General features: G+C 48.4%; 23 protein-coding genes and 2 pseudogenes. 12 read left to right on the top strand and 13 right to left on the bottom strand.

The annotated features are described in order from the left end of the window. Nucleotides 1-13: 13 nt before the first annotated feature. From mprA to ACX9GV_RS03845, 3 genes and pseudogenes are all read right to left on the bottom strand, one after another. Nucleotides 14-535, bottom strand: a complete 522-nt coding sequence (gene mprA / locus ACX9GV_RS03835) for a transcriptional repressor MprA (protein WP_473197105.1) — start codon at nucleotides 533-535, stop codon at nucleotides 14-16. Between the two features lie 259 nt (nucleotides 536-794). After that, nucleotides 795-1,595 (bottom strand): DeoR/GlpR family DNA-binding transcription regulator, encoded by an 801-nt coding sequence (locus ACX9GV_RS03840; RefSeq protein ID WP_023492132.1) that lies wholly within the window; start codon nucleotides 1,593-1,595, stop codon nucleotides 795-797. Nucleotides 1,596-1,631: 36 nt separating this feature from the next. Beyond that, nucleotides 1,632-2,527, bottom strand: a pseudogene (locus tag ACX9GV_RS03845) (sugar kinase). A 236-nt stretch (nucleotides 2,528-2,763) separates the two neighbouring features. Between ACX9GV_RS03845 and ACX9GV_RS03850 the strand changes: the two are divergent. The 3 genes and pseudogenes from ACX9GV_RS03850 to ompL form a co-directional block, all read left to right on the top strand. Beyond that, nucleotides 2,764-2,871: pseudogene (locus tag ACX9GV_RS03850) on the top strand (NAD(P)-binding domain-containing protein); the annotation flags it as partial. 439 nt (nucleotides 2,872-3,310) lie between these two features. Then, a complete protein-coding gene (locus ACX9GV_RS03855) occupies nucleotides 3,311-4,747 on the top strand; it encodes an MFS transporter (RefSeq protein WP_037386839.1) in 1,437 nt (478 codons plus the stop codon). A 140-nt stretch (nucleotides 4,748-4,887) separates the two neighbouring features. Beyond that, nucleotides 4,888-5,556 carry a porin OmpL gene (ompL, locus tag ACX9GV_RS03860; RefSeq protein ID WP_473197972.1) on the top strand — a complete coding sequence of 223 codons (669 nt, stop codon included), beginning with the start codon at nucleotides 4,888-4,890 and terminating at the stop codon, nucleotides 5,554-5,556. A gap of 100 nt (nucleotides 5,557-5,656) precedes the next feature. On the opposite strand, the gene uxuA is transcribed toward ompL, so the two are convergent. The 4 genes from uxuA to ACX9GV_RS03880 form a co-directional block, all read right to left on the bottom strand. Next, nucleotides 5,657-6,841, bottom strand: a complete 1,185-nt coding sequence (uxuA, locus tag ACX9GV_RS03865; protein WP_023491774.1) for a mannonate dehydratase — start codon at nucleotides 6,839-6,841, stop codon at nucleotides 5,657-5,659. Nucleotides 6,842-6,937: 96 nt separating this feature from the next. Continuing rightward, a complete protein-coding gene (locus ACX9GV_RS03870) occupies nucleotides 6,938-7,675 on the bottom strand; it encodes an FCD domain-containing protein (RefSeq protein WP_473197106.1) in 738 nt (245 codons plus the stop codon). A gap of 104 nt (nucleotides 7,676-7,779) precedes the next feature. Next, a complete protein-coding gene (locus ACX9GV_RS03875) occupies nucleotides 7,780-9,567 on the bottom strand; it encodes a glycoside hydrolase family 2 protein (RefSeq protein WP_473197107.1) in 1,788 nt (595 codons plus the stop codon). An 80-nt stretch (nucleotides 9,568-9,647) separates the two neighbouring features. Continuing rightward, the gene (locus ACX9GV_RS03880) at nucleotides 9,648-10,640 is read right to left on the bottom strand and encodes a TRAP transporter substrate-binding protein (protein ID WP_473197108.1); all 993 of its coding nucleotides are present in this window, start codon (nucleotides 10,638-10,640) and stop codon (nucleotides 9,648-9,650) included. A gap of 460 nt (nucleotides 10,641-11,100) precedes the next feature. Here ACX9GV_RS03880 and ACX9GV_RS03885 point away from each other — a divergent pair, with 460 nt between their 5' ends. The 4 genes from ACX9GV_RS03885 to uxaC all read left to right on the top strand — a co-directional run bounded on the left by ACX9GV_RS03885 (nucleotide 11,101) and on the right by uxaC (nucleotide 15,966). Beyond that, nucleotides 11,101-11,592: a TRAP transporter small permease gene (locus ACX9GV_RS03885; RefSeq protein ID WP_473197109.1), complete on the top strand. Its 492-nt coding sequence runs from the start codon at nucleotides 11,101-11,103 to the stop codon at nucleotides 11,590-11,592. Between the two features lie 47 nt (nucleotides 11,593-11,639). Beyond that, a complete protein-coding gene (locus tag ACX9GV_RS03890) occupies nucleotides 11,640-12,941 on the top strand; it encodes a TRAP transporter large permease (protein WP_023492050.1) in 1,302 nt (433 codons plus the stop codon). A 53-nt stretch (nucleotides 12,942-12,994) separates the two neighbouring features. Beyond that, nucleotides 12,995-14,458, top strand: a complete 1,464-nt coding sequence (locus ACX9GV_RS03895) for a fructuronate reductase (protein WP_473197110.1) — start codon at nucleotides 12,995-12,997, stop codon at nucleotides 14,456-14,458. 89 nt (nucleotides 14,459-14,547) lie between these two features. Continuing rightward, on the top strand, nucleotides 14,548-15,966 hold the full coding sequence (gene uxaC / locus ACX9GV_RS03900; protein WP_473197111.1) for a glucuronate isomerase: 1,419 nt from the start codon (nucleotides 14,548-14,550) through the stop codon (nucleotides 15,964-15,966). A gap of 87 nt (nucleotides 15,967-16,053) precedes the next feature. Here the strand turns inward: uxaC and ACX9GV_RS03905 are convergent, their stop codons facing one another. Then, entirely contained in the window at nucleotides 16,054-17,685 is a 1,632-nt protein-coding gene (locus ACX9GV_RS03905; RefSeq protein WP_473197112.1) for an ATP-binding protein, read from the bottom strand. Nucleotides 17,686-17,741: 56 nt separating this feature from the next. On the opposite strand from ACX9GV_RS03905, the gene ACX9GV_RS03910 reads away from it, so the two are divergent. Beyond that, a complete protein-coding gene (locus ACX9GV_RS03910; protein ID WP_473197113.1) occupies nucleotides 17,742-17,882 on the top strand; it encodes a hypothetical protein in 141 nt (46 codons plus the stop codon). Here the strand turns inward: ACX9GV_RS03910 and ACX9GV_RS03915 are convergent. Both ACX9GV_RS03915 and ACX9GV_RS03920 read right to left on the bottom strand, forming a co-directional pair. Beyond that, nucleotides 17,865-18,311, bottom strand: a complete 447-nt coding sequence (locus ACX9GV_RS03915; RefSeq protein ID WP_023492056.1) for a DUF1198 family protein — start codon at nucleotides 18,309-18,311, stop codon at nucleotides 17,865-17,867. The two genes, ACX9GV_RS03910 and ACX9GV_RS03915, sit on opposite strands and share 18 nt — an antisense overlap. Before the next feature lie 39 nt (nucleotides 18,312-18,350). After that, nucleotides 18,351-18,689 (bottom strand): MbeD/MobD family mobilization/exclusion family protein, encoded by a 339-nt coding sequence (locus ACX9GV_RS03920; RefSeq protein ID WP_023492057.1) that lies wholly within the window; start codon nucleotides 18,687-18,689, stop codon nucleotides 18,351-18,353. Between the two features lie 232 nt (nucleotides 18,690-18,921). Between ACX9GV_RS03920 and smrA the strand changes: the two genes are divergently transcribed. Next, nucleotides 18,922-19,494 (top strand): DNA endonuclease SmrA, encoded by a 573-nt coding sequence (gene smrA, locus ACX9GV_RS03925; RefSeq protein ID WP_473197114.1) that lies wholly within the window; start codon nucleotides 18,922-18,924, stop codon nucleotides 19,492-19,494. Between the two features lie 52 nt (nucleotides 19,495-19,546). Here the strand turns inward: smrA and ACX9GV_RS03930 are convergent, their stop codons facing one another. After that, a complete protein-coding gene (locus tag ACX9GV_RS03930; RefSeq protein ID WP_473197115.1) occupies nucleotides 19,547-19,960 on the bottom strand; it encodes a DoxX family protein in 414 nt (137 codons plus the stop codon). A 509-nt stretch (nucleotides 19,961-20,469) separates the two neighbouring features. On the opposite strand from ACX9GV_RS03930, the gene ACX9GV_RS03935 reads away from it, so the two are divergent. From ACX9GV_RS03935 to ACX9GV_RS03945, 3 genes are all read left to right on the top strand, one after another. After that, nucleotides 20,470-23,685, top strand: coding sequence for a molybdopterin cofactor-binding domain-containing protein (locus ACX9GV_RS03935; RefSeq protein ID WP_473197116.1), 3,216 nt, complete (start codon nucleotides 20,470-20,472; stop codon nucleotides 23,683-23,685). 98 nt (nucleotides 23,686-23,783) lie between these two features. Beyond that, the gene (locus tag ACX9GV_RS03940) at nucleotides 23,784-24,242 is read left to right on the top strand and encodes a (2Fe-2S)-binding protein (RefSeq protein WP_023491913.1); all 459 of its coding nucleotides are present in this window, start codon (nucleotides 23,784-23,786) and stop codon (nucleotides 24,240-24,242) included. A gap of 188 nt (nucleotides 24,243-24,430) precedes the next feature. Continuing rightward, the gene (locus tag ACX9GV_RS03945; RefSeq protein ID WP_473197117.1) at nucleotides 24,431-24,910 is read left to right on the top strand and encodes a GNAT family N-acetyltransferase; all 480 of its coding nucleotides are present in this window, start codon (nucleotides 24,431-24,433) and stop codon (nucleotides 24,908-24,910) included. A 181-nt stretch (nucleotides 24,911-25,091) separates the two neighbouring features. Here the strand turns inward: ACX9GV_RS03945 and ACX9GV_RS03950 are convergent, their stop codons facing one another. Both ACX9GV_RS03950 and ACX9GV_RS03955 read right to left on the bottom strand, forming a co-directional pair. After that, nucleotides 25,092-25,616 (bottom strand): cytochrome b, encoded by a 525-nt coding sequence (locus tag ACX9GV_RS03950; protein WP_473197118.1) that lies wholly within the window; start codon nucleotides 25,614-25,616, stop codon nucleotides 25,092-25,094. Between the two features lie 217 nt (nucleotides 25,617-25,833). Beyond that, on the bottom strand, nucleotides 25,834-26,004 hold the full coding sequence (locus ACX9GV_RS03955) for a hypothetical protein (RefSeq protein WP_023491909.1): 171 nt from the start codon (nucleotides 26,002-26,004) through the stop codon (nucleotides 25,834-25,836). Nucleotides 26,005-26,049 lie beyond the last annotated feature (45 nt).

The raw sequence follows: 26,049 nt of genomic DNA on the forward strand, positions 1-26,049 counted from the left end.
ACCTGGACAGCAACTATGGGGATATCGGTTCTGAAACATCCATCTGATCAAGACGATGCAACAATTTGCGCGTCAATATTTCGAGCTGCAGCTGTTCCTCGTGGCTGAGTGTGGACCACAGGAAATGCAGACATTGATGTTGTGGCGGAAGTAATTGCTTAAGGAAGGCTTCCCCCGCTTGGGTCAGGTGCAGATACAGGCAGCGGCGATCATGGCCACTTTCTCGGCGCTCAATCCAGCCATGTTTTTCTAGCTCATCGGCAATGCGCGTGGCGTTGGTGCGCGATGAACCTAAAGCTGAACTGAGCTCTGAAGGCTGAATGCAACGGTTTTCCTGCGAATCCAACGTGATGAGTGCCATAAACAGGGTTTCATTGATCCCTTGCGCTTTCAGCATCTTGTTACGATGCTCCAGCAACTTACTTTGCATATGCATGCAGAGACGGGTTAGCAGAATCTCCCGATAGGGATAATCCTTTTGGCTTTTTGCACGATAATTGAGCATTTGCTCAATAGGCGTAAACGAGCTTTCCATAGTTTAAGACCCTATTAATTTCGTCCGGTATAGTAACCATAGTAACTAATAGTGTAAGTCGCCAACCCGGGGTGCCGTTTAGCAATTCGTGTCATTGGTCAGTTATTGGTAAATGTCAGGTGAATGATAGGTGAGACGATTGCCGACTCTAGCGAGTCATCACGTTTGCCATACCACCGGTTCAAATGATTCAGTAGGGATAGAATGGAGCCAATGTGTTGTCGTGCTAGCAGGGGAATCAGCTGATTTCCTCTGTAGGTCACAATGTCGGTAGTTCGTTGTTGGAGGGGTTAACCACCAGTTCCACTTGTTGTTGTTGTAGTAATGACCGGAGAGCCGGCGGGGGAGTGATATCGGTAAATAATGCGGTGACCTGTCGTGTATTGCCGATCTCTACGGCGGCGGATGCGTGAAATTTGGTATGGTCGGCCGCCAGCAGAATATGGCGGGAGTGGGTCATCATTGCTTTCGCCACACTTGACTCATTGACGTCAAACTCCAGCAAGTCACCGTTGGCTTCTATGGCACCTACGCTGGTGATGAGGTAATCGGAACGAAAACCTTCCACAAAACTGACCGCGCTGGGGCCAATAATCCCGCCATTATTGGGGCGCAATGTACCCCCCGGCACCATCACTTCGAATTCGGTATTTTTATACAGAATATGCGCCACCCGCAGGCTGTTGGTAATAATGCGCAAATGCCGATGATTCATCAACGCCCGAGCGATATGTTCAACCGTGGTGCCAATGGTGATAAACACCGTCGAACCATCAGGAATATAGTCAGCGATAGATCGGGCAATGGCGTTTTTTTCTTCGGTGTAAGAGAGTTCTCGTTGTTCAAAGGCAGTATTCACTACACTGGAGGCACGGCCAGCGCCTCCATGGTGGCGAGTGATTAACCCTTGTTCGCTCAGTTTACGAATATCACGCCTTACCGTCTGCGTTGAAACCTCCAGTAATTGTGCCAGTTCGTCGATGTTCATATAGCCGCGCTTGGCGATTAACTGAATCAGTTGGTCGTGACGCGGATTACCGGTAAGCTCGGTCAGATTCATAAACTGTTCTCTTAATGATGCCCTTGATTGAACATTTTATACAAAACTGGCCAAGAAAGAATCTATTTGTTCACAATTGGGGATCCCTGCACGGCCACCAGGGCGAGTACACTTCAGCGCAGCTACTGCATTAGCGTAACGCACTGCCTGAGCGAGATTGGGTTGTGAGCCTAGAGCAACGGCTAATGCGCCATGAAAAACATCCCCAGCACCGGTGGTATCCACCACATCCACCTTAAAGCCTGGCTGATGTTTTATCTGGTCGTTTTCTAGCCAGAAGCAGCCATGTTTACCTTGAGTGACATAAATGTGTCCATTTTTGTCATTTTTAGCCAAGCGCAGAGCACGCTCAATATCGGTTTCCTGGGTCATACGCAGTAAACCGGGCTCAGAAAACGCCGCATGATCAGCCAAAGCGACCAGTGGATGGATATCTTGCGGTGTGACATCCGCATCCAACAGAGTAGTGACACCCGCACGCCGCGCCAGGGTGAAGGCCGTCAAAGCACCTTGGTGCCAGCGTACATCAGCTAATACCACATCATATTGGCTAAAGTCGATTTCATTCAACCAACTGGCATCTTCAGGCAAATCGGGGCTTGGGTGGTTGATAATAATGCGCTCACCCTGAGCATCCACCAGAATAGCCGATTGTGATGAACGCGCCTGTGGATAGCGGCGAACATGACTAACATTAACCCCATAACCGTTCAGTTCCGCCAATAGCGTTTGCCCAGTGGCATCGTCACCAACACGGCCAATAAAATCCACTTCAGCCCCCAACCTGGCAGCGGCGACAGCGGCGGTTGCCGCCGGCCCCCCCCAATTTCACGATAGTCATTGGCGACATATTTTCCACCGCCAGTGGGCAGTTGTTCGATGTAATACAAACGGTCTTGCACCGTAATACCTACACATGCGATTCGAGTCATTGTCAGGATCCTTGGTTATTAATTTGCTGTGAGTAAAACGGTTATCAGCCAAAAATTGGCTACCGATCACGATGCCATCATTTTAATTCTCTCAAATGTTAAAAGAGTGATGAATGTCAATTTTTCAATCATAAATTACAAATACGATCAAAAACAGACAGAAGTGGTCTAAATTGTGCGCATTGAGTTGACGCAAAGATGACACTTGTAATCAACAGGAAATAACCATGGCATAGATCGCATTTATCGGGCTAGGCCAAATGGGGGCACCCATAGCCAGCAACCTGCTAAAGCTGGGGCACCGGCTGAGCGTGTTTGATATTAGCCCGGCGGCGGTCAGAAGGTAGGGTTTAAACCGGGTTTACCTTCTTCCGTAAGGTCTATCAGGGATTGGCGGTGTTGACGGCGTTAACCATGGAGCTGTTCTACCATTTGACAGAGAAAAATTACCTCAAAATTATCGGCGAGCTGGAAGATAGAAAGCGTCAGGTCAGTCCAGCGGTATGAGTTGAGAGGTTGGGGATAGATGCATCCAAGGGGCAATGGATTTAAGGTGTCAGCAGATATTCCCACTGGATTTCAGATGACAGCCAGACGGCGAAAGTAAGGCAAATGGGTTACCACAGATTTGCATTGCCTTTGCACCGGTCCTGTGTCGAGCCTCAAGGATGAGGCTCATCATTGCCAGGCAATTGCTTAGGTTAGCGATACCGCTATGTACATAAAGCCAACAGTGCTAACGCCTGAAAAATAAAAAATAAGACAATAATAAGGACCATTTAGATGCCCAACGCGACATCCTATTCAGACTCCGTCACATTACGCTTGCCACTGCGTGAAAAATTCGCTTACGGCATGGGGGATTTTGGCTCTAACCTAATGTTGTGTATCGGTACACTTTATTTACTGAAGTTCTATACCGATATTTTAGGGATACCTGCAATTTATGGTGGTGTGATCTTTCTGATCGCTAAATTTTTTACTGCTTTTACTGATATGTTGACCGGTGTCTTGTTAGATTCTCGGCGTAATATTGGTGTTAAAGGTAAGTTCAGACCATTTATTCTTTATGCTTCGTTGCCAGTCGGATTACTGGCAGTGGCAAACTTTACCAATAGCGGCTTCAGTTTGAATATTAAGACAGTATTGGCAACGGTACTGTTTATGTTGTTTGGCCTGTTTTACAGTTTGATGAATTGTTCTTATGGTGCAATGGTGCCCGCGATCACTAAAAACCCTCAAGAGCGTGCTCAACTGGCGGCTTGGCGGCAAGGGGGGGCGACCTTAGGATTACTGCTGTGCACCGTCGGATTTATTCCTATCCAAATGTTATTTACTGAGCAACCAGGAATCGGTTATCTGATTGCTGCGGTCGTCTTTGCAACTTGCGGTGTATTTTGCATGTGGTGGTGCTATGCCGGGGTTAAAGAGCGTTATGTTGAAATGGTGCCAGCCCATCATAAACCCGGTATTTTAAAATCGTTCCGCGCTATTTTTGAAAACCCACCGTTGTTAGTATTGTGTCTTGCCAATTTATGTACGCTAGCGGCATTTAATATCAAGTTGGCAATCCAGGTTTATTACACCCAATACGTATTGCACGATATCAAATTGCTCTCTTATATGGGCTTCTTTAGCATGGGCTGCATTTTGATTGGTGTGCTGATGGTGCCCGCCGCAGTAAAACGCTTTGGCAAAAAGAACGTCTATTTGGGCGGGCTACTGCTATGGTGCCTGGGGGACTTATTTAACTATGCCTGGGGCGGTACTTCTTTCTCTTTTGTGGCATTTTCCTGCATGGCCTTTTTTGGTACCGCTTTCGTTAATAGCCTGAATTGGGCGTTAGTGCCCGATACTGTCGATTACGGCGAATGGAAAACCGGTATTCGTGCCGAAGGGTCGGTTTACACCGGGTATACTTTCTCGCGTAAGATATCTGCTGCCTTGGCCGGATTTTTACCGGGTATTATGTTAACGCAAATTGGTTATATACCGAATATTGAGCAGTCGCCAGCAGTGCTGGAAGGATTTCGCCAGTTAATCTTTATTTATCCTTGTATCTTGGCGATGGGGGCCGCCATTATGATGGCCACCTTCTATAAACTCAATGAACAGCTATTTATGAAGATAATAGCAGAAATTAATATCAGAAAAGAGAAACGAGAAGAGAGTCGGGAAGTTTATCCGGAAATAAAAAAAGAGATTATTGAAGAGGTTTAACTCGCTATACCATCAGTAATAATACTTACTCGCTATACCTTCAGGTATAGCGGAGCCCTTTATTCTTTTATCACAAGGAAATGTAAACCATGTCTAGGAGTTGTGGTTCTATTGTGCGTAACACCAAGTTGGCATTATTAATGATGACGCTGGTCATTTCAGCCGGTGCTGAAGCTGGGCGAGCTTATCTGGAAACACGTACCGCTTATAATACCGCGTCAGACTTAAGCGAAGTCATTCTGCGTGGTGGTTATCATTTTGATGGCGGACAGGGCCTGATGGCGACCAACGCTTATAATGTCGGGAAGTTTGATCAAGTAAAGCATAGTTATAATGAATTAGAAGGGTGGTACCCGATTTTTCGTCCAACAGACAAATGGACTATTACTACCGGTGGGTTGGTGAACTCAAATAGTGCCGGGTCAGGGGGTTCTGTTTATCTGGATAATAATTACAAGTTTCTGCCATCGTTCAACCTGACGGTGCGTTATCGTTATAATCGTAGCAATTATGACACCATCGATTTTAATGGTAACTCAGCACGCAACGACACGCATGAGATTGCCAATTACTGGAACTTTAAAATCTCCGAACAATTTAATTATACATTCGAGCCACATTATTTTATTCGGACCAATGATTTCTATAGTAAAAATGGCAAGAGCCATCATTGGGAGATCACGAATACATTCCGTTATAAAATAGATAATAACTGGATGCCTTATCTCGACCTGCAATGGTTAGATCGCTGGAACTATTATAATCAGGAACAGTACCGTATTCGTGTAGGGGTGCGTTATACCTTCTAACGCGCTTTGTTTGATAGGTATAGTTTGATAGGTATAGTTTGATAGATATAGTTTGATAGGCAATAACGCGGTTTAACCGCGTTATTGCTATTTAATTGTCTTAGCTAAAAAATGCACGTTTTAGCGCCAACTCTAAGCCACGCACTTCCGCCAGACCTTTTAGACGACCAATGGCCGAATAGCCTGGGTTGGTTTTCTTCTTCAGGTCATCCAACATTTGATGACCATGGTCAGGACGCATTGGGATTTTACGCTGATCGCCCGCTTTTTCACGGCGCTGCTCTTCTTCCAGGATCGCCATCACCACGCTATACATATCGACGTCGCCTTCCAGGTGTGCAGCTTCGTGGAAGGTTAGCGGGTTTTGTTCTTCACGTTGGGTCGAGCGCAGATGAGTGAAGTAAACACGTTCACCATGCTTTTTGATCATCTTGACCAGATCGTTGTCACCACGCACCCCGTAAGAACCGGTACACATAGTGATACCGTTCATCTTGCTTGGCACTTTCTCGGTTAACCAATCAATGTCTTCGATAGTTGAGACGATGCGTGGCAACCCGAGGATTGGGCGCGGAGGATCATCAGGGTGCACCGCCATCTTGATGTTTTCTTCCTCGCACACCGGCATCAGTTCTGACAGGAAATACGCCATGTTTTGACGTAATTGATCCTTGGTAATACCAGCGTAGCGGTCTAACTGTGCCTGGAACTCTTCCAGCGTGTAGCCTTCTTCTGCACCTGGCAAACCGGCAATAATATTGCTGGTTAATTGCTTGATCTGCTCTGGGGACATGTTGTTGAAGTACTCAAGCGCTTGCTCTTGTTCTTGCTTGGCGTAGTCTGCTTGGGCACCTGGGCGCTTTAGGATGTACAGTTCAAATGCTGCAAAGGCGATCTGGTCAAAGCGTAACGCTTTAGAGCCATCAGGCATTTGATATTCAAGGTCAGTACGTGTCCAGTCCAGCACCGGCATAAAGTTGTAGCACACCGTATCGATACCACATTGTGCCAGGTTACGCAGGGTCTGCTTGTAGTTATCAATCCACTGTTGGTAGTTGCCTGTTTGTGTCTTGATTTCTTCATGTACCGGGACACTTTCAACCACAGACCAGGTAAGACCCTTTGCTTCGATGATGGCTTTGCGAGCAAGAATTTCTTCTTTGGTCCAAACCTGACCATTCGGGATATGGTGAAGCGCGTTAACAATTCCCGTCGCGCCTGCTTGACGGATATCATCGAGTGAAACTGAGTCATTGGGGCCGTACCAGCGCCAGGTTTGTTCCATGGTTAATCTACCTTCTATCATGGTGGACTTTCACCTTGAGCAAAAGTCACGACCGTATACGAATAAGAGGAGCTGGCTCCTCTGCGGGAAATAGGGTTAAGGGAACAGGTAGCCGTCAAACTTCGGGTCATCAACGTCTGAAAGTGCAAACAGCACTTGTTTAACGTTTTCCAGGTGTTCCCACATTGCTTTGCGTGCGCCTTCTGGGTCACGTTTTTGCAGCGCGATCAGGATCTGCTCATGATCCAGCAGCCAGGCTTTGCGGTAATCATGATTAACGATATGCGAATGTAACTGCCGCCACATTGAACTCTCATGACGGCGTAGCCACAGGTCATTGACTACGTCAGCGAGTATGCTGTTTTGCGAGGCGGCGGCAATGGTAAGGTGAAATAGCTCATCGCTATCGTAATCATCACAACCAGCTTCAAGATTGCGCTTTTCAGTGTTTAATGCCTCACGCAGGCGTTGAATGTCACTTTTGGTGATATACCGTGCGGCAAAGCTGGCGATTTCACTTTCAATCAATTGGCGTGCTTGTAGCAGTTCAAAAGGGCCGATATCGCTACTCGTTCCTGATGCAGATGACGGCGTCAACGGGTTTTCTTCACTTGGCTGGTTAATCACATACACACCGGAACCCTTGCGCACTTCCACCAAACCTTTGAGTTCCAGCATGATGATCGCCTCGCGCACAACTGAGCGACTGACGTCCATTTTTTCTGCGATGTCACGCTCTGGTGGCAAGCGGTCACCCACTTTGAATTCACCTTTGGCAACACGCTCTTGCAGCAAAAATCCAATTTCTTGATACAGTCTTTTGGGTTCTGACATGGTGGTACTCATTAATACTCTCGCCAGTTTCTTTGGGGGATTATATCACCCTAGTTAAATTGGTCAACCAACTGGTCAACCAATTAATGATGCTACCATACCGTTTACGGCTTCAATGTTGCGTAGAAGTCCGCAAGCAACTGGAATGACTCTTTTTTGGTAAATTTATCATTAGAAATTAATCCTTTACGGTTCCATCCTTTTTGGAACATATTCTGACGCCGCTCAACACGGAATTCGTACAGGATCCAAGGGGAGATACCTTTGATGTAGTCCAGTTTTGCCAGATAATCGATTTGCTTGCGATACACGTCGGTCATGTAAGATTCACTGAAGAACCCGGTTTTCGGTGCGCCTTCACCAATGAAGCCATCTGCACCCGTTTCTGAAATCACCACCGGTTTACCCGGGTTTGAGTTTTCACCAATCTCAATCAAGTCATCAAAAACTTCCTCGTACCAACCGTAATATTCATTAATACCAATGATATCCAGGTGATCCGCAAGACGATCTTCAATCTTGTTCTTAGCGTGGTTAACCAGACAAGCGGCGGAAACCAGGCGGCACGAGTCGTTATCGCGGGCAGCTTTAACCAGGTTAGCCATGAAGGTGAGGCGAGCATCGGTGTCCGCATTTTCATTACCTACCGACCACATAATCACAGAGGCACGGTTACGGTCACGCTTTATCATTTCGATAAGCTGGTTTTCTGCATCACTGTAAGTCGCTGGATTGTCGAAATCAATCGCCCAGTAAACTGGGATCTCGGCCCAAATCAGAAAGCCAAGTTCGTCAGCCATCCGGGTTGCCATCTCGTGGTGGGTGTAATGAGCAAAACGCATATAGTTACAGTTCAGCTCTTTCGCATGCTGGAAACGGCGCTTTAGATCTTCCGGGGTCACAACTTTACCCAGAACTTGGTCATCTTCGTGTACGCTAATACCACGCAGGAAGGTGTTGACACCATTCAAGAAAATCTCAGTCCCTTTAACTTCGATCTGGCGGAAACCAACGCGATCTGATACTTGGTCTTGGCCGAACGCGGCGGTGACATCGTAAAGTTTTGGGTTTTCTGGTGACCACAATTCTGGCTGGGCAGTGAGCTCAACCGTGCCTTTGCCGTCGGTGATGGTGACCGTATTGTGCAGATTGAGTTCAGGGATCGCTATTTCAACATGGCCTGAGCTGCCTTCAACCGCAACATCAATGTGGATCAGGTTGTACTGGCTGTTGGGTACCAGGTAAACATGCAGGTCGCGGATAATCGCTTTAGGGGTACGCACAATTTCAATGTCACGATAGATGCCACCGTAGTTGAACCAGTCCGTATTGCGCATCGGGACACGATCCAGCGTGCGGTTATTGTTGACACAACACATGATCCAATTACGGCCTGCTTGCAATTTACCGGTAAACTCGGCGAAGAATGGCGTGGAACCGCCGTAGTGGTTACCAATAAATTCGCCGTTTAGAAACACTTTACAATCGTACTGAGCGGCCCCAATCCGCAGGAAAACACGCTCACCCGCTGCTGCTTCTTGGTAATCCCAGGCTTTGGTATACCAGGCACTCCCTTCAAAGAAGTACCATTTTTCTTTTTGCATCTGCCAGCAAGAAGGGACTGGAATGGTTTCCCCCACATAAGGGTCATAATCCCAGGGCTCGGTGCGTTTTTCTGCGGGCATGGGTGTCATTTCGTGCCAACGTTGACGCAGACCGGTATCGAGCAGGTCAACCGCAAAGTTCCAATGGCCGTTAAGTGATTCGCTGGCCCGTCCCCCCATAAACAGCATGTTGGTGTGATTCAGGTTTTGCAGATTGAATGGCAGATCATACTGTTCGTCATGCAGGCAGTTGATCGCGTTTTCAGCAAGCTCAGAACGTTCTAACATTGGTATTTATTCCTAAATATGAGAGCGCGATTCGCGCTCTCTATATTGACTATCTGTGGGTACGGGATAGCGACAGGTTGTTACTGGGTGTTGGCTTGGGCATCAATGCCGCGCACATAGTCAGCAATCACTGGGTTTTGCAGTGCAGCTTCGTGCATCGGTTTCACCGCATCAACGAAAGGTTGTTTTTCAACGTCGATGAACTTAACTTTCATGGTCGATTGAGCTTCCTCAATGGATTTGGCGGTCATCTCGGTCCATAGCGTTTTATGGAACTGCATTGACTCTTTCGCCGCTTTCTTAATAGCTTGACGTTCTTCTTCTTTTAACCCGTCCCAAACTTTAGAACTGATGACCAGCACATCCGGGATCATCGTGTGTTCATCTTTGCTGAAGAATTTAGCCACTTCCCCGTGACGAGCGGTGGTTAGTGCGGTTTCGTTGTTCTCCGCACCATCAACCACACCTTGTTGTAATGCGGTATATAACTCGCCGTAAGAGAGTGGGGTTGGTGAGCCACCCATCATTTTGATCATTTCAACGGCCGTTGGGCTTGGCTGAACGCGGATTTTCATCCCTTTCAGGTCAGCTGGTGTTTTGATCTCTTTGTTGGCATAGAAGCTACGAGCGCCGGCATCGTAGTAAGTCAGGCCGACAAAACCCTTCTGGTGCGATGTCGCCAGAATTTTTTCACCCACATCACTTTCCATGGCCCGGTAATAGTGGTCACGGTCACGGAAGATATAAGGAATATTGAATGCGCCGTAAGCAGGCTCAAACGCTTCCAGTTCACTGGCGTTTGATTTAACCATGGCGAGAGCACCATTTTGCAGCAGCTCCATGGATTCACGCTGAGTACCCAGTTGCCCGTTTGGATAGATACGGATGCGTACTTGGTCGTTGGTGTATTCCTTCACTTTGTCAGCCATGTATTGCATTGACTGGTGCACTGGATGGTTACGGTCTTGGTTGTGGCTCAACTTTAACGTGGTTGCTGCAAGCGTTGAGAAAGAGGTGGTGGCTGCCAGGGCACAGGTAACGAATGTCACCAGCACTTTTTTGCTAATACGCATAAGGTTCTCCAGGTTTTATCGTTCTGTTATACCCCGTTGATGCAAGCGAAAACTGCAATGAACCGGGTATAGATGTTCTGCTGTTTTTGGTTAGCCAATTGCAGTGCTTAACCAGGGGTAGCTAATTACTTGTACAACTTGAGTCAAAGCAAACCAATTTTCAACTAAAAAAAGTGAATTGGTTGACCAATATCACGATCTGGTTGAGAAAAGTGGACTGACCAATTTTATTGTGACTCTTATCACAAGAGCGACTTTTACTCTGTGCTTAAATGCCGCCCACTCTTGGTTATGTGCGCACTCATATCACCTTTGGTCACCATGACGGGGTAGGAGAGAGCTGAGAACACCCGGTGAGCTGACAAAACCAAGGGATTTAGTTGGACGATAACGCTGCCAAGGAGTCTGTGTTGATTGCGACATTATTGGACGCGAATGAATGGTCACTTAGGAGACTTTGATGAATAAACTTACCAACATCATGAATAAGGTGCTCTCTTTATTCTGTATCTCGCTCAGTAGTGTATTGGTGTTGTCCGTATCGTGGCAGGTATTTTCTCGTTATGTTCTGAATAATCCGAGTACATTCACCGATGAAATTTCTCGTTTCCTCTTCATATGGGTAGGTTTGATGGGGGCGGCATACACCTTGGGGCAAAAGCGTCATCTGGCGATTGATCTGCTACCAATGAAGCTTGAGCACAGCCCAAGAAAACACAATCAACTCAGCATAGTCATTAATATTTTCAGTGCGGCATTTGCTTTTATCATCATGATTTACGGTGGCGGCAACTTGATGCTGAAAACCATGGCGACAGGCCAGATTTCCCCTGCTCTGGGCATTGAAATGGGCCTGGTTTATGCAGCGATTCCATTGAGCGGTCTGTTTATGGTGATGTACATCATTCGCGATCTGGTGGAACTCATTTCTGCGCGTCAAAAGTTGGCTTGATTACAGCCATCATAAAAACAATAACTCATTGAATAAGGAATAATACCGTGGAATGGCAAGTGCTTATTGTCTTATTTGGTAGCTTTTTTCTGTTACTTGGTATCGGGGTGCCAATTTCATTTTCTATCGGTCTCGCTTCGTTATTAGCAGTAACACTGTCGTTGCCTTTTGATGCTGCTATTGCGGTTATCTCGCAGAAAATGGCCTCTGGTCTGGATAGCTTTGCGTTACTCGCCATCCCATTCTTTATCTTGGCGGGTAACATCATGAACCAAGGCGGTATCGCCATGCGCCTGATTGAATTTGCCAAAATTCTGGGTGGCCGCCTACCGGGTTCACTGGCGCACGTAAACATTATCGCCAATATGATGTTTGGTGCCATTTCAGGTTCAGCCGTGGCATCAGCCGCAGCAGTTGGTGGCACCATGGCGCCACTGCAGAAGAAAGAAGGTTACGACCCAGCGTACTCAGCCGCGGTTAACATTACTTCCTGCCCAACCGGTCTGCTTATTCCGCCCAGTAATACTTTCATTGTCTACTCGCTGATTTCTGGTGGTACCTCAATCGGGGCGCTATTTCTGGCGGGCTATATTCCCGGCCTTATGATGGGCCTGGGTTTGATGCTGGTGGCGGGTTTTATTGCCAAAAAACGCGGCTATGCCATTGCCCCAAAACCGACTCGCGCTGAAGTTATCAAGAAAACCCTGGATGCACTGCCTAGCCTTAGCCTGGTTGTGGTCATCATGGGGGGGATCATCAGTGGGATCTTTACCGCTACAGAAGCCTCTGCCATTGCGGTGGTCTACACGCTGATTCTTGCGGTGGTGTTCTACCGTGAAGTCAGTGTCAAGCAGTTGCCACGTATCGTACTTGAATCGGTGGTCACCACCTCTATCGTCTTGTTATTGATTGGTACATCAATGGGGATGTCTTGGGCGATGGCTAACGCTGATATCCCTTACCTAATCAGTGATGCTCTGTTGGCGATTTCTGATAACCCCATCATTATCCTATTGATCATCAACGTTGCTTTACTGATCGTCGGTATCTTTATGGATATGACTCCTGCGTTACTGATTTTTACCCCTATCTTCCTGCCAATCGCCATGGACTTGGGAATGGATCCGGTACACTTTGGTATCATGATGACGTTTAACCTGTGTATTGGTATTTGTACGCCGCCAGTGGGGAGCGCACTGTTTATCGGTTGTTCAGTCGGTAACGTGAAAATTGATAAAGTTATCAAACCACTACTGCCATTCTATGTGGTATTGGTGGCAACGCTGCTACTGGTTACTTTTATACCGCAAATCAGCTTGACTCTTCCTCGGTTCTTCCTCGGTTATTAAAAATTATTGGATGAGCCCTTTGGGGCTCTCCTTCTTTTGTAAGGACTATTGAAATGAAAAACCTCAGCGATAGCCAATTAAACGCTAACGTTATTGTGCCGAGCTATGACCGTAGTCGACTGAAGTCGAGTATTGTGCATCTGGGGTTCGGTGCCTTCCACCGTGCACATCAGGCGTTGTTTACTAACGAGATGTTAGAGAAAACAGACAGTGACTGGGGGATTTGTGAAGTTAACCTGGTTGGTGGTGAAGCGCTGATCAAACAGTTGCGCGAACAAGACCATCTTTATACCGTGGCAGAGAAGGGCGCGCAGGCGACACAAGTTAAAATGATCGGCTCGGTGACGGAATCGTTGCACCCAGCGCTTGACGGCAAAGCTGCGGTACTGGCGAAAATGACCGAACCGCAAGTAGCGATTGTTTCCATGACCATCACCGAAAAAGGCTATTGTGCTGACCCTGCAACCGGTCGTCTGGATAAAAAAAATCCGTTAATCGTCGCTGACTTAGCCAATCCTCGCGACCCCAACTCGGCTATTGGCTACATTGTTGAAGCTTTGCGTCAACGTCGTGAGAAGGGAATAGCGCCCTTTACCGTGATGTCTTGCGATAACGTACAAGAGAACGGCCATGTGGCGCGGGCCGCAGTACTCGGCTTTGCCAACCTGGTTGATGCTGATTTGGCTACCTGGATTGAAAACCATGTGACTTTCCCATGCACCATGGTTGACCGTATTGTGCCTGCCGCGACAGAAGAGACACTGAAAGAGATCGAAGCCCTGGTTGGTGTCGCCGACCCTTGTGGTATCGCTTGTGAGCCGTTCCGCCAATGGGTGATTGAAGACAACTTTGTGGCGGGGCGCCCTGATTGGAACGTCGCCGGTGCTGAGTTTGTCAGCGATGTGGTGCCCTTTGAAGAAATGAAGCTGCGTATGTTGAACGGCAGCCACTCATTCCTGGCTTATCTCGGTTACCTGGGGGGATACGCACATATTTCCGATACCATGACCAATGCTGACTACCGTAAAGCGGCATTCGACATGATGATGAAAGCGCAAGCGCCAACATTGAAAATGCCACAAGGTACCGACTTGGAAGGGTACGCCAACCTCTTGATTGAGCGGTTTACCAACCCCAGCCTAAAACACCAGACCTGGCAAATTGCCATGGATGGTAGCCAGAAAATCCCACAACGGATGGGCGGTTCTTTGCGTTATCACCTTGCTCGCGGTTCCGATTTTAAATGGTTGGCAATGGGGATTGCCGGTTGGATGCGTTATGTGGCGGGAGTTGATGAACGCGGTGAAGCCATTGATGTTCGTGACCCGATGGTGGCACAGTTCCAGGCAATTTATGCTGAGCAGGGCCTTAACGTTTCGGTGGTGAAAGCGTTGCTGTCCATTGAAGCGATATTTGGTACCGACCTTATTGCCAATGACACCTTTGTCACCGCAGTCACCGAGGCTTACCAACGGATTCTGGATCAGGGTGCGCGCGCTGCCGTAGCATCACTGTAATTTAACACTCAATGCCTGCGCCGATTGCGCGGGCATTGTTTTCACATCCCCCTCAAGCGCGAATATGAATCGCGTTAGTGAAAGAGAAAATGAAAAATTTTTTGTGCGAAGACTTCTTACTGTCGAACGATACCGCCCGCGAGCTCTATCATGACTACGCGAAGGCGATGCCAATCTATGATTACCACTGTCACCTCAACCCCAAAGAAGTGGCCGAGAACCGGCAGTTTGCTAACCTGGGCCAAATTTGGCTTGAGGGTGATCATTACAAATGGCGTGGTATGCGCTCTGCGGGGGTACCCGAGTCACTGATTACCGGTAAAGAAACCTCAGACTATCAGAAGTACCAGGCATGGGCGCAAACTGTTCCCAAAACCTTAGGTAACCCGCTTTATCACTGGACTCATTTGGAGTTACGCCGTCCATTTGGTGTAACGGGCAAACTATTTGGCCCTGAAACCGCAGAGGATATCTGGCACCACTGTAATGAACTGCTGGCGACGCCTGAATTCTCTGCTCGCGGCATTATGAAGCAAATGAATGTGGTGATGGCCGGGACCACCGATGACCCTATTCATTCTCTCGAGGCCCACAAAGCGATCGCGGACGATCAAAGCTTTGATATTGAAGTGGCACCTAGCTGGCGTCCAGATCGCGCATTTAAAATTGAGTTAGACGGTTTTTCCGCCTATATGGCTCAACTTGGGGCGGTGGCCGATGTGGAGATTACGAGCTTTGCTGATTTGCTGACGGCGCTGGAACGCCGCCTGGAGCACTTCAGTGCCCACGGCTGTCGCGCGGCTGACCATGGCATCGAGGTGGTGCGCTTTGCGGCAGTTCCGGCAGAAAGCACGTTAGATGCTATTTTAACGCGTCGTTTGGCAGGTGAAACGCTGACTGAACTTGAAATTGACCAGTTCACTACGGCAGTACAGGTCTGGCTTGGCCAGCAGTACGCCAAACGCGGCTGGGTCATGCAACTACACGTGGGGGCTCAGCGTAATAACAACACGCGGATGTTCCGTTTACTGGGGGCGGATTGCGGCTTCGATTCGATAGGTGATCGTTCATATGCGCTGCAACTTGCTTGCTTGATGGATGCGATGGAGACAACCAACGAATTACCCAAGACCATTCTGTATTGTTTGAACCCACGTGATAACGAAATGCTGGCAACCATGATGGGGAATTTCCAGGATGGCAGTATCGCGGGCAAGATCCAATTTGGTTCTGGCTGGTGGTTCAATGACCAGAAAGATGGCATGGAACGCCAGATGCAACAGCTGTCTCAGCTCGGTTTGTTAAGCCAGTTTGTGGGTATGCTGACAGACTCGCGCAGCTTCCTTTCTTATACTCGCCACGAATACTTCCGTCGTATTCTTTGCAACATGATTGGGCAATGGGCGGAAAATGGTGAAGTACCCCGTGATATGCGCATGTTAGGCAAGATGGTTGAAGATATTTGCTACCACAATGCCAAAGCGTACTTTATGTTGCCGGGTGAGTAACAACCAAATAGGTGTTATGGCACCCTAATGGGGGCCATAACCCATACCCAGATCTATTCAACCGCTAGGCTTGTTACTTGTTACTTGTTACTTGTTACTTGTTACTTGTTGCTGGGGCGGTTCTTGATAGGCCTTGGGGATAAATAGCGAGAAAATGGTACCACAAGGGTCATTATCCGAAACCTCGATGCTGCCATGTGCCTGGCTGACATAGCTGGCCACCAAGTGCAGACCAATACCGTGGTCGCCTCCACGTTTAGTAGTAACCCCCTGTTCAAACAGCGTATCACGCACTTCGGCGGCAATACCGGTGCCGTGATCCGCCACTTCAATCACCAATTCGTTACTGCTGTCATTAATATACAGTTCTACGGCTTGATAAGGCGGCGCACAACGCAGTGTGGCATCCACCGCGTTATCCAACAGATTGCCGATAATCGACATTAATTCGGTTTCATTTAATGCCGCCGGGAGTTGGCGCAATTGGCAAGCGGGATCAAACTGCAACGTGATACCTTTTTCACGTGCGCTGGCGTATTTACCCAACAGTAGCCCACAGATCGTGGCGGAACTGAAACGTTGAGAGATAAAATCGAGGATTTCCTGCGCACCTTCTGATTGTGCTTCTATATAGCGGATAGCTTCATCATACCGTTGCATATGTAACAAACCCGCGAGCGTGGCCGTCCAGTTCAACTGCTCATGGCGCATGATGCGTAGATTGTCGGCATAACGCTTTACCTGGCTAAGCTGGCTACTCAGGGTATTGATATCGTTTTTGTCGCGGAAAGTGATCACCCAACCCTGTAATTCATTCTCCTGCATAATACGTACCCGGTTGGCAATCACCTGTATATGGTTGAAACGGCAGATCTCATCATGAGTATCCTGTTCCAATTGGCTGGCGGAAAAGAAATTCGGTTGTGACTGGATAAGGTCACCGATTTTCTGCCCCAGCAGGCTGCTCATCGGCTGTTTTAGGTCAAGTAACTCACGGGCGGCATAGTTGATGGTGATAATGCGTAACTGTGGATCGATAGCGATCACGCCTTCATAAATCGCTTCCAGCAAGGCTTTCTGTTGGCGTACCAACAGGGCGATTTCTTTGGGTTCCAGTGAGAACATTTGGCGTTTTAAGTTTTTCGACAATAACCAGGAAAAAAGAAACAACGCCGTTAACAGCAGGAGAACTGAAAAAACAATTTGAGTGAGTGTTCGGGCATTTAAGCGGTCGATATGGCTCTTAAGATAACCGACAGAAACAATACCAATGACCTGATCATCCGCATTAAGGATCGGTGCCTTGCTACGTAATGAAATGCCGATGCCGCCTTCGCGGATGGAAATAATACTTTTACCTTCCAACACTTCTTTATTGTCACCCCCCACCATCGGTTTCCCCAGTTGTTTGGGGTGTTCGGAATGGTAAAGGTGCAGGGTGTGCCGATCGCCAACCACAATATAACTGGCATCGCTGGCGGCGCGGATTTGTTTCATCAGATTGGCGATATCTTGCGTATTGTTCTGCTCTACTGCGGTGATCAGTGTCGGGATCAGCGCAATTTCACGGGCCTGGACTTGAGCGCGGGCACCCAGATCACGGTGCAACTGGGTATTCAGATTATAGTAGGTGTAAACGCCAATCAGCGTGAGCAGCACACTTGAACAGGCGACCAGGCAAAGAAAAAGTTTGATGTGAAAAGAGAGTGTTATACGCATGGGTGATTATGGGGCCTCTATTTCGGTTTCCGGGTGTTTTTTTGAGGTAAACCATCATGCTTAATCGCTACCTGTTTGAAGAGATCTTCAGTGCTGTAGCCTTATGTGGTCTGGTGGTTGGTGGCTTGGGCATTGTTTCTGCCAGGTTCTTTTTTTTGATCATGCTGCTAGCGTGGATTTTATTCGCTAGCGATTGATATCCGGTTATAGCGCTCGTTATAGGCGCGGCGAAACTGAGCCAATTCGAACGCATCCAGATCCAGTTCTGCAAAGTAAAACAGTGCCGCTTCAGTGTGCTCGGCATACAACACCGCTGGCAGCCCGGCACGTAACAGTGTTTCTCGCCAGAGATCAATCTGTTGGTCATCCGCCTGTTTGATAAACGTCAGGTAGATAAACAACAGATACGCCGCTTGATGCATCTCTTCGGTATAGCCATTATTCAACATCCGGATAAAGGCCTGGCTGTTGCGGCTACCCATTTCCTGCATCATTGATTCAATCAGCATCGGTTTTACCTTCAGGAAACGCGCCAATGAAGCGATGGCCTTGCGGGTATCGGAAGTCAAAACAAGATAACCAATGATAAATGTGGCGCACAGGGCGGCGATGATGATCCAGATCATTGATGGTGTATTACCTTTTTGCTGCGCCAGAGAATGACGTCAGTGTTGTTCACTATTGAAATTGTCTGCAGATGGTTGTTGATGATTCACCTGGCAATTGAAGTTGGCAGCATCTTGTGCCAGTGCCTCCAAATGGACACTTAATATTTTGATCTGCTTGATCAGAACATGTTGCTCTGGCACTGAATTAGCGGTACTCAGTTTGCGTACTAGCTGTTCGTTTTGCATACGCAAGATGATTTCACGCTGCTTGGCTTCTTCTAACTGCTGTTGCAAAGCCTGATAGCTGTGTTGCCATTCACGGTGCTGCTTTTCGAAGCTGGCTTGCAACTCGTTCATTGCATGGTGAAAATGGAGTTCCAGCTCACGCATAGTCATAGATTCGATCCTTTGCGGCACTCAATAATGGGCGATAGTATAACTAAAACCGCTCATAAGCTCACTTGTTGCTGCGCATTACTGATTTGCAACCGTGCGACAGCACTTTACAATGGGTTTGGCTGGCCCCAAACAGTCGCTTCCCTGTGCGCCTATCTGGTTTTTTGCAGGGTTTGAGCCGTGTGGGGACCATTAAAGGATACCGTCAGGCCATCTTTTTGAGTGATGTGAAATGAACGACGATGACCAAGGTTTTTTTACGCAAGCCATGGCTGATGTGACCCCGCTACCCAAGGGGCAACAAACGCTCTACCTTAAGCCACAGGACGTGGTGGATAAACTTGCGCGCCGCGAAGCGCAGGCGTTGCAACAGGAAAACTTTCTCAGTACCGGGTTTCTCGACATCATTCCGTGCGATACCCCATTGGAATATAAAGGCGAAGGCATTCAGCAAGGCGTCTTGGACAAGTTGCGCACTGGGCGCTACCCCCCGCAGGCCAGCCTCAATTTACTGCGTCAGCCAGTAGAACATTGCCGCCAGGCACTATTCCGTTTTATGGTTCAGGCTGAGCAAGATAGCCTGCGTTCACTGTTGATTGTCCATGGCCGTGGACGAACAGATCAAAGCCACCCGAATATCATCCGCAGTTATGTGGCCAAATGGTTGGGGCAGTTTGAACAGGTACAGGCTTTTTGCCGGGCGCTACCTCGGGATGGCGGTGAGGGGGCTTGCTATGTCACGCTACGCAAATCGCTGACAGCGAAAATAGATAACTTTGAACGCCATGCTAAACGTAGCCGTTGATATCTTTAGGTAATATATGGCGGCGTAGCGTTACGCCGCCATCAGGGAAAAGTTACTGTTTACGAAATTTATAGTCCAGAGAGAAACGCCCTGCTCCAGTAATCGACAGCAGCAGTAGCCCGGCGACAATACTGATGTTTTTAAAGAAATTAATCTCATTCCCGAGCATTTCTAACCCACTCATCCGCCAGAATGGGTGACCAATCAAAGCCGTACCCAATACATAGATGGCATAAATGATGGCCAAGGGACGGGTGTAGAACCCCACGACAATGGCGATACCGAAAACAAATTCAACCAGTATGGATATCAATGCTGCCAGATAGGGCAGTGGTGTGCCATAACCTTCCATCGCGCTAACGGTGGCCCCGAAGTTGGTTAATTTCATCCAGCCGAAAACAAGAAACAGCATCATCAACAGAATTCTTGACAGCAGAATGGTGCTGTCTTTTAAAGTTTCGTTCATGGTGAACCCCTTAATCACGATGAATGGGCGTTACAATTTAAAGATTAGAACAAATTTAAATAACGTCTATCTTGATCCTTTAAGTTGTGCAATTCCATCGCGGTGTCCACTTGCGGTTTGCTGGGGTTATCGCTGTCATTGCTGATTAATGACCTGCTGCTTTGCTGCGTATACCGCTCAAATTATGCCGATTATCAATTTGTTGATGGCGTTGATTGTTGTCTTATTTAACAGTTTGATTCCTTTAGTAAAACAGCAATTATCATCCTGATGCGCCGCCCATTATCAATTTGAGATAGGCGCGAGTTTTAACGTGATAAAACCCTGATTTTATTTGGGGGCATTCATCAAAAAAATTAATTATTTAGCTAAAATATGTGAATGGCATCACAAGGATGTTACGCCGAAGGGCCTGCGCTATTTGTTGGCATATCTCTTGGATCTTTTTCCAAATGTATTGGCGAACGAGAGGGTGTTCGCCGCTGATAAAAATAATGAAGGAGAATGCAATGGGTGCTTCAGGTTCAACGCCTGTACGGCGAGTGGATGGACTGGCGAAAGTCACAGGTACTGCTGTTTACGGTAATGACATGACATTACCGGGTATGTTGTACGGTGTTTGCCGTTATGCAGATATTCCCGCAGGTAAAGTTGAGGAGATTGATCTCAGCGAAGCACTGAAAATTGATGGTGTGGTCAAAATTGCCACTTATAAGGATATCCCCGGTGAACCTGTAGTTGGCATCATGGTTAAAGACTACCTGCCGATCATCAAAGATGAAGTGGTTTTTCACGGGGATGTGATAGCGGTGGTGGCGGCGAAAACCTATGAAGCCGCCTGTGCTGCAGCAGATAAAATCCGGGTGCGTTATACCCCTTACACCCCGGTGACAGATGTTGAACAGGCGCTGAAGAAAGATGCCCGCTTGGTCCACCCAGAGCGGGAAAACAATATTGCCGCCCATCATCATACGGTGAAAGGGGATATTGATGCTGGCTTTGCCCGTGCCAAGCATATTATTGAACGTGAGTATGAAGTAGGTTTTCAGGAGCATGCTTACATTGAACCGGAAGTTGTGCTCACCTGGTTGGACCCGACGGAACGCCATTTAGTGATTTCAGGATCGATCCAAAACCCGCACCGGGTACGCAGTTTTGTGGCGCGCTTTATGGGGTGCCCACAAAGCCACATCAATATTAAGCGTGCGGTGATGGGCGGTTCGTTTGGCGGTAAGGATGACATTATCGATCACCTCTCTTGCCGTTCGGCGCTACTGACCACGCTGACCGGTCGCCCAGTCAAATTCACCTATACGCGTGAACAGTCCATTCTGGAAAGCTGCAAGCGTCACCCTTATAAGATGAAGTACAAAGTCGGCTTGGATGATGCCGGCCATATTTTGGCAATGAAAGTCGATGTGCTGGCCGACAGTGGTGGCTATGCCGCCTCCACGCCGTTTGTGACTTGGCGTAGCTCGGTACAAGCCGCTGGCCCCTATAACATTCCCAATGTGCGTATCGATGTTACCGGGGTTTATACCAACAACAGTTACACCTCTGCGATGCGCGGGTTTGGTTCACCGCAAGTGGTTTATGCCAATGAATCACTGATGGATGAGATTGCTGCCCAGTTAAATATGTCACCGGTGGAGATCCGCCGGATTAATGCGTTGCGTCAGGGCGACACTTCAATTACCGGCCAGGTGTTTGACCAGCATACAGTCTCGGCGCTGGAGGTTCTGGATAAAGCGGTGACGGCCACCGAGTTTGAAGCCAAACGCCAACATTATGAACAACTGAATCAGCGTGGTGGTGTGCACCGTTATGGCATCGGCCTGGCGCTCAGCTACCGTGGTTGCTCCATTGGTGCGGAAGGGGTGGATACCTCAACGGCACTGGTTCAGGTGAACGAAGATGGCAGCGTGAATATCGCCACTTCCGTGTCGGAAAATGGGCAGGGGCTACAGACCGCCATGTCACTAATTACCGCAGGAGCCTTTGGTATTCCATTAGCTGAAATCCGTTTTAGTGAACCGCCTACATCGGTGATTGGTGACGGTGGTTCAACAGCGGCGACACGCGGAACCCTGGTGGGTGGTGGAGCGATTCTCGATGCGGCAGAGAAGATCAAACAACGTATTCTGAGCGTGGTTGCTGAAACGGTGGGTAGCCCAAACTTGGCTGATACCTTGTGGCAGGATGGCTGGATTATCAACCGATTCAATGAACAAAAACGTATCGATTTCAAAACAGCGGTGAACAAGACCAAGTGGGCGAGTGTCAGCCTGACGGAGTATGGTTGGTTCGTGCCGCCCCCCATCCATTGGGACGAAGAGAAAGGATGCGGTAGCCCCTATTTTACCTGGGTATATGGTTGCCAGGTCGCCGAAACCCGCACCAACACCAGCACCGGGAAAACCGAGCTGTTACATGTTACGGCAGTACATGATGTCGGCCATGTAATTAACCCTGTCGGCTTTGAAGGGCAGGTGAGTGGTGGTGTGGCACAGGGCTTCGGCTATGCCCTGCTGGAGGACTTCAACATTGAAGGTGGGGAAGTTAAATCGGAGAACTTCGACAGCTACTTACTGCCGACCATCAAAGATATTCCCCCTATCACGGTGATCGGCGTGGAGAACCCAGATGCCGCAGGGCCACTCGGTGCCAAAGGTATTGGTGAGCCAGCAACGGAACTGGCGGCTGCAGCGATTAATAACGCAGTCAGCTCAGCGTTGGGCACGCGTTTTAACAAACTGCCTCTGACACTGGAGCAGGTCATTTTGGGTTACAACCTGAAAAAACCAGCCCGGCAGAGTGAGTTGATGATTGAACCATCCAGCAGGAAACAGGTGTTGCGCCTGACCGACGTCACGGTGACCCGCCCACAAACGCTGGAACAGGCGTTGGAGCTGTTGAAGACCGAGGGCACCAGTGCCATTGCTGGTGGTACTGATGTTATCGTTCAGGCTCGTCTGCAAACCAAGCCGATAAACTTAATCGATATTTCCCACCTGCCAGAGTTGACGCAGATAACCGAGCACAGCGCGACCGGGGAGCTATTTATCGGTGGTGCGGTAACATTTAACCGTATTGTTGAGCACCCAGTGATTCGTGAACGTTATCCGTTATTGGCGCAGGCGTGCCGCACGGTGGGTTCCAACCAGATCCGTAACCGGGCAACCATTGGCGGCAATATGGTCAATGCGGCCCCCTGTGGGGATTCGATCCCGCCAGCGATTATTTACGATGCCGTTATTGAACTGCGATCTCGTCAGGCGATGCGGCGGATGTCTTTAAGCGAGTTTTTACTGTCAGGATACAAAACTCAGCGCCAGCCGGATGAACTGTTGACGCAAGTGATTCTGCCGCCGTTGGCCAGACCCGCGGCCTTGAGTTTTTATCATCAACTGGGGCGCCGTAATGCACTGAACATCACGCGTCAGAGCCTGACGTGCCTGGTGGACTGTGATGCCAATGGCGTGATTGATTATTGTCGGTTGGTTGACGGCGCCTTGTTCAGCAAGCCTCAGCGCCTAATAGACATTGAAGCCTGCCTGACTGGCAAGAAGCTGTCTGACGATGTCATCAACAGCGCGAGCCAGATCCTGGACAAATTGATCTACGCGGCAATCGGTAAACGCTGGTCTGCAGCATACAAACAGCCGGTATTCGTCAATATGTTCCGCGATATGATGGCGGATGTGCAGCGGCAACTCGGCAAGTAAGTGGGCTCACCCGTATTACTGGGTAACGATTTGGACAGGCGTGTCATTGGCCATGAAATACCAAGATGCCCTACACGCCATACCGTGGAAGAGAGATTATGAGTACGATAAAAGTTAAGGTAAACGGTGAGTTAGTTGAAGCGCAGGTGACAGGTAATATGCGTTTGTTGGACATGCTGCGCGATAAACTTCAGCTTACGGCAACGAAGGAAGGATGCGCCATTGGCGAATGTGGCGCATGTACAGTGATGATGAATGGCAACGCCGTCTGTTCGTGCCTGGTTTTAGCACAGCAGTGCGAAGATGCCGAAATCACCACCCTGGAAGGGTTGGCAGACAACCCCATCACCCAGGAGCTGCAACATGCGTTCGTTGAGCGTGGTGGTGTACAGTGCGGGTTTTGCACCCCGGGCGTGCTGGTGAGTACCACTGCACTGTTGGCGAAACATCCGGACCCCAGTGAGGAGCAGTTGATGGATGCGCTGGAAGGAAACATTTGCCGCTGCACTGGCTACCAGCCAATATTGGATTCCATCCACTATGCGTTAAAACGGTAAAATTAAGCCGATTATTATCAACCAAGTGGAACGCCAGGCCGACAAATTGTCGGCCTTTTTTATGTGCATGCCATTCAAGCTGTTTGCGCATCGGTTTTACCGGGGGCTTATCGTTATTCTGCCCTGCAACATAACGAAACTTAGGTATATATTATTCGGTACTATTTACTGGTAACAGGAAGTTTGTAATGACAGTTGAAATTCGCCGGGCGGAAAGACGTGATGCCAAGTTGATTCTGGATATGATCATTGAGCTGGCAGTGTATGAAAAGGCGCGAGATGAAGTGCGCACGTCACAAAGTGAGATTGAAGAAAGCCTGTTTGGCGAACATGCCAGTGCTGAAGCCCTTATTTGCAGTGTGGATGGCAAACCCGCGGGTTACGCGGTGTTTTTTATGAGTTATTCCACCTGGCTGGGTAAAAACGGTATTTACCTGGAAGACTTGTACATTGCCCCTCAGTTCCGTGGGGCGGGCAGTGGTAAAGCGCTGTTACGCCATATTGCGCAGCTTGCTTGTGAACGGGGTTGTGGGCGCTTGGAGTGGAGCGTGTTGGACTGGAACCAGCCAGCAATTGATTTTTATCTCAGCATTGGTGCTGCATCACAAGATGAATGGGTCCGTTACCGCATGGAAGGAAAAGTACTGGAGCAATTTGCGCGGTCTTGATCAGTGGACTGTTGCTATACTCAAGTTCAATGAAGTTGCAGGTAGGCGGCAACTGAGCGAAGCCCCAGGAGCTTGGCCGACCAAGTGACTGGGGTGAGTAAAGGCAGCCAACACCGCTGCAGCCTCATTGGCGACGAGTATAGATTAATTCCGGTACCTTGGTGGATACCGGAGTGATCAATTATTTACCCGGCATCATACGGCGCAGCGTATTGTCACCACGGAAATAATGATGGTAAAGCGCTGCCAGAGCATGAATACCAATAATGAAATAACCGGTATTTGCTAACACTTCGTGGATTTCTTTAAGGAAGTGGCCTGTTTGCGGATCTGGTGAAACGAACTGCGGTACTTGCCAGCCCAATATAATCAAATCTTTGCCACCATAAACCACGCTGAGCATGCCCAACAATGGTAAAACTAAAAACAACAGATAAAGTATCCAGTGGATAACCGCCGCACCGCGTGCTTGCAAGGGTTCCAATGGCGGCGTGATGGGTGGGGCTTTGTGGAGATGCCGTAAACCAAGGCGGATAAACATCAGCACAAAAACTGAAATACCAAAGTTATAGTGCAACTGCTTCACCAACGCAACGTACTCATCAGGCACCGAATCTTTCAACAACATGGCACTGTAGGTCAAAATCACCATCACTAACGTTAGCCAGTGAAAAAGGATTTGTGACTTGGCGTAACGATCATCCATAAGCTCTCCCTATATTTAAATGATGCAATTTTGTTAATGTACTGATTGAATAGATTTTGAAAACAATAAAAAACGGAGTCCAGAAATGCCAAAAGCAGAAGGGGACTAGGTTCGCCGAGTTCAAGGATAGATGATGAGATGACAGGGTGCAATACAGCCCCTGCCTAAATCCGTTGGTTTAGTAGGGAAAAGACAACAACAATAGAATGCTATCTGTTCACTGATGCCTTTCCCCCCCGTAGATACAGGCGACATACCAAAAACCTGAGTAACTGTCGCAATCTTTGTTACAGGTATGACTGGCTCCCATAGAGACACAGGCAAAGGTGGGGGCGGTAATGGTAAACAGCAGGATTGCAGCACCATACTTGATAATTTTTGGCATCATCAATTCTCCTCTCTCTGTTGTAAGTCGCTGAGCTAGTTTAAACAG

It is taken from the genome of Serratia sp. 25CWL12, from assembly GCF_055790885.1.

Excerpts from the sequence above, each read along its gene's own strand:
- ACX9GV_RS03910 (WP_473197113.1), top strand. The coding sequence starts at position 17,742 with ATGCTTAATCGCTACCTGTTTGAAGAGATCTTCAGTGCTGTAGCCTTA.
- ACX9GV_RS03920 (WP_023492057.1), bottom strand. The coding sequence starts at position 18,689 with ATGACTATGCGTGAGCTGGAACTCCATTTTCACCATGCAATGAACGAG.
- ACX9GV_RS03955 (WP_023491909.1), bottom strand. The coding sequence starts at position 26,004 with ATGATGCCAAAAATTATCAAGTATGGTGCTGCAATCCTGCTGTTTACC.
- ACX9GV_RS03870 (WP_473197106.1), bottom strand. The coding sequence starts at position 7,675 with ATGTCAGAACCCAAAAGACTGTATCAAGAAATTGGATTTTTGCTGCAA.
- ACX9GV_RS03875 (WP_473197107.1), bottom strand. The coding sequence starts at position 9,567 with ATGTTAGAACGTTCTGAGCTTGCTGAAAACGCGATCAACTGCCTGCAT.
- ACX9GV_RS03885 (WP_473197109.1), top strand. The coding sequence starts at position 11,101 with ATGAATAAACTTACCAACATCATGAATAAGGTGCTCTCTTTATTCTGT.
- uxuA (WP_023491774.1), bottom strand. The coding sequence starts at position 6,841 with ATGGAACAAACCTGGCGCTGGTACGGCCCCAATGACTCAGTTTCACTC.
- ACX9GV_RS03895 (WP_473197110.1), top strand. The coding sequence starts at position 12,995 with ATGAAAAACCTCAGCGATAGCCAATTAAACGCTAACGTTATTGTGCCG.
- ACX9GV_RS03945 (WP_473197117.1), top strand. The coding sequence starts at position 24,431 with ATGACAGTTGAAATTCGCCGGGCGGAAAGACGTGATGCCAAGTTGATT.
- ACX9GV_RS03950 (WP_473197118.1), bottom strand. The coding sequence starts at position 25,616 with ATGGATGATCGTTACGCCAAGTCACAAATCCTTTTTCACTGGCTAACG.
- uxaC (WP_473197111.1), top strand. The coding sequence starts at position 14,548 with ATGAAAAATTTTTTGTGCGAAGACTTCTTACTGTCGAACGATACCGCC.
- ACX9GV_RS03930 (WP_473197115.1), bottom strand. The coding sequence starts at position 19,960 with ATGAACGAAACTTTAAAAGACAGCACCATTCTGCTGTCAAGAATTCTG.
- ACX9GV_RS03855 (WP_037386839.1), top strand. The coding sequence starts at position 3,311 with ATGCCCAACGCGACATCCTATTCAGACTCCGTCACATTACGCTTGCCA.
- ACX9GV_RS03915 (WP_023492056.1), bottom strand. The coding sequence starts at position 18,311 with ATGATCTGGATCATCATCGCCGCCCTGTGCGCCACATTTATCATTGGT.
- mprA (WP_473197105.1), bottom strand. The coding sequence starts at position 535 with ATGGAAAGCTCGTTTACGCCTATTGAGCAAATGCTCAATTATCGTGCA.
- ACX9GV_RS03840 (WP_023492132.1), bottom strand. The coding sequence starts at position 1,595 with ATGAATCTGACCGAGCTTACCGGTAATCCGCGTCACGACCAACTGATT.
- smrA (WP_473197114.1), top strand. The coding sequence starts at position 18,922 with ATGAACGACGATGACCAAGGTTTTTTTACGCAAGCCATGGCTGATGTG.
- ACX9GV_RS03935 (WP_473197116.1), top strand. The coding sequence starts at position 20,470 with ATGGGTGCTTCAGGTTCAACGCCTGTACGGCGAGTGGATGGACTGGCG.
- ACX9GV_RS03905 (WP_473197112.1), bottom strand. The coding sequence starts at position 17,685 with ATGCGTATAACACTCTCTTTTCACATCAAACTTTTTCTTTGCCTGGTC.
- ompL (WP_473197972.1), top strand. The coding sequence starts at position 4,888 with ATGATGACGCTGGTCATTTCAGCCGGTGCTGAAGCTGGGCGAGCTTAT.
- ACX9GV_RS03880 (WP_473197108.1), bottom strand. The coding sequence starts at position 10,640 with ATGCGTATTAGCAAAAAAGTGCTGGTGACATTCGTTACCTGTGCCCTG.
- ACX9GV_RS03940 (WP_023491913.1), top strand. The coding sequence starts at position 23,784 with ATGAGTACGATAAAAGTTAAGGTAAACGGTGAGTTAGTTGAAGCGCAG.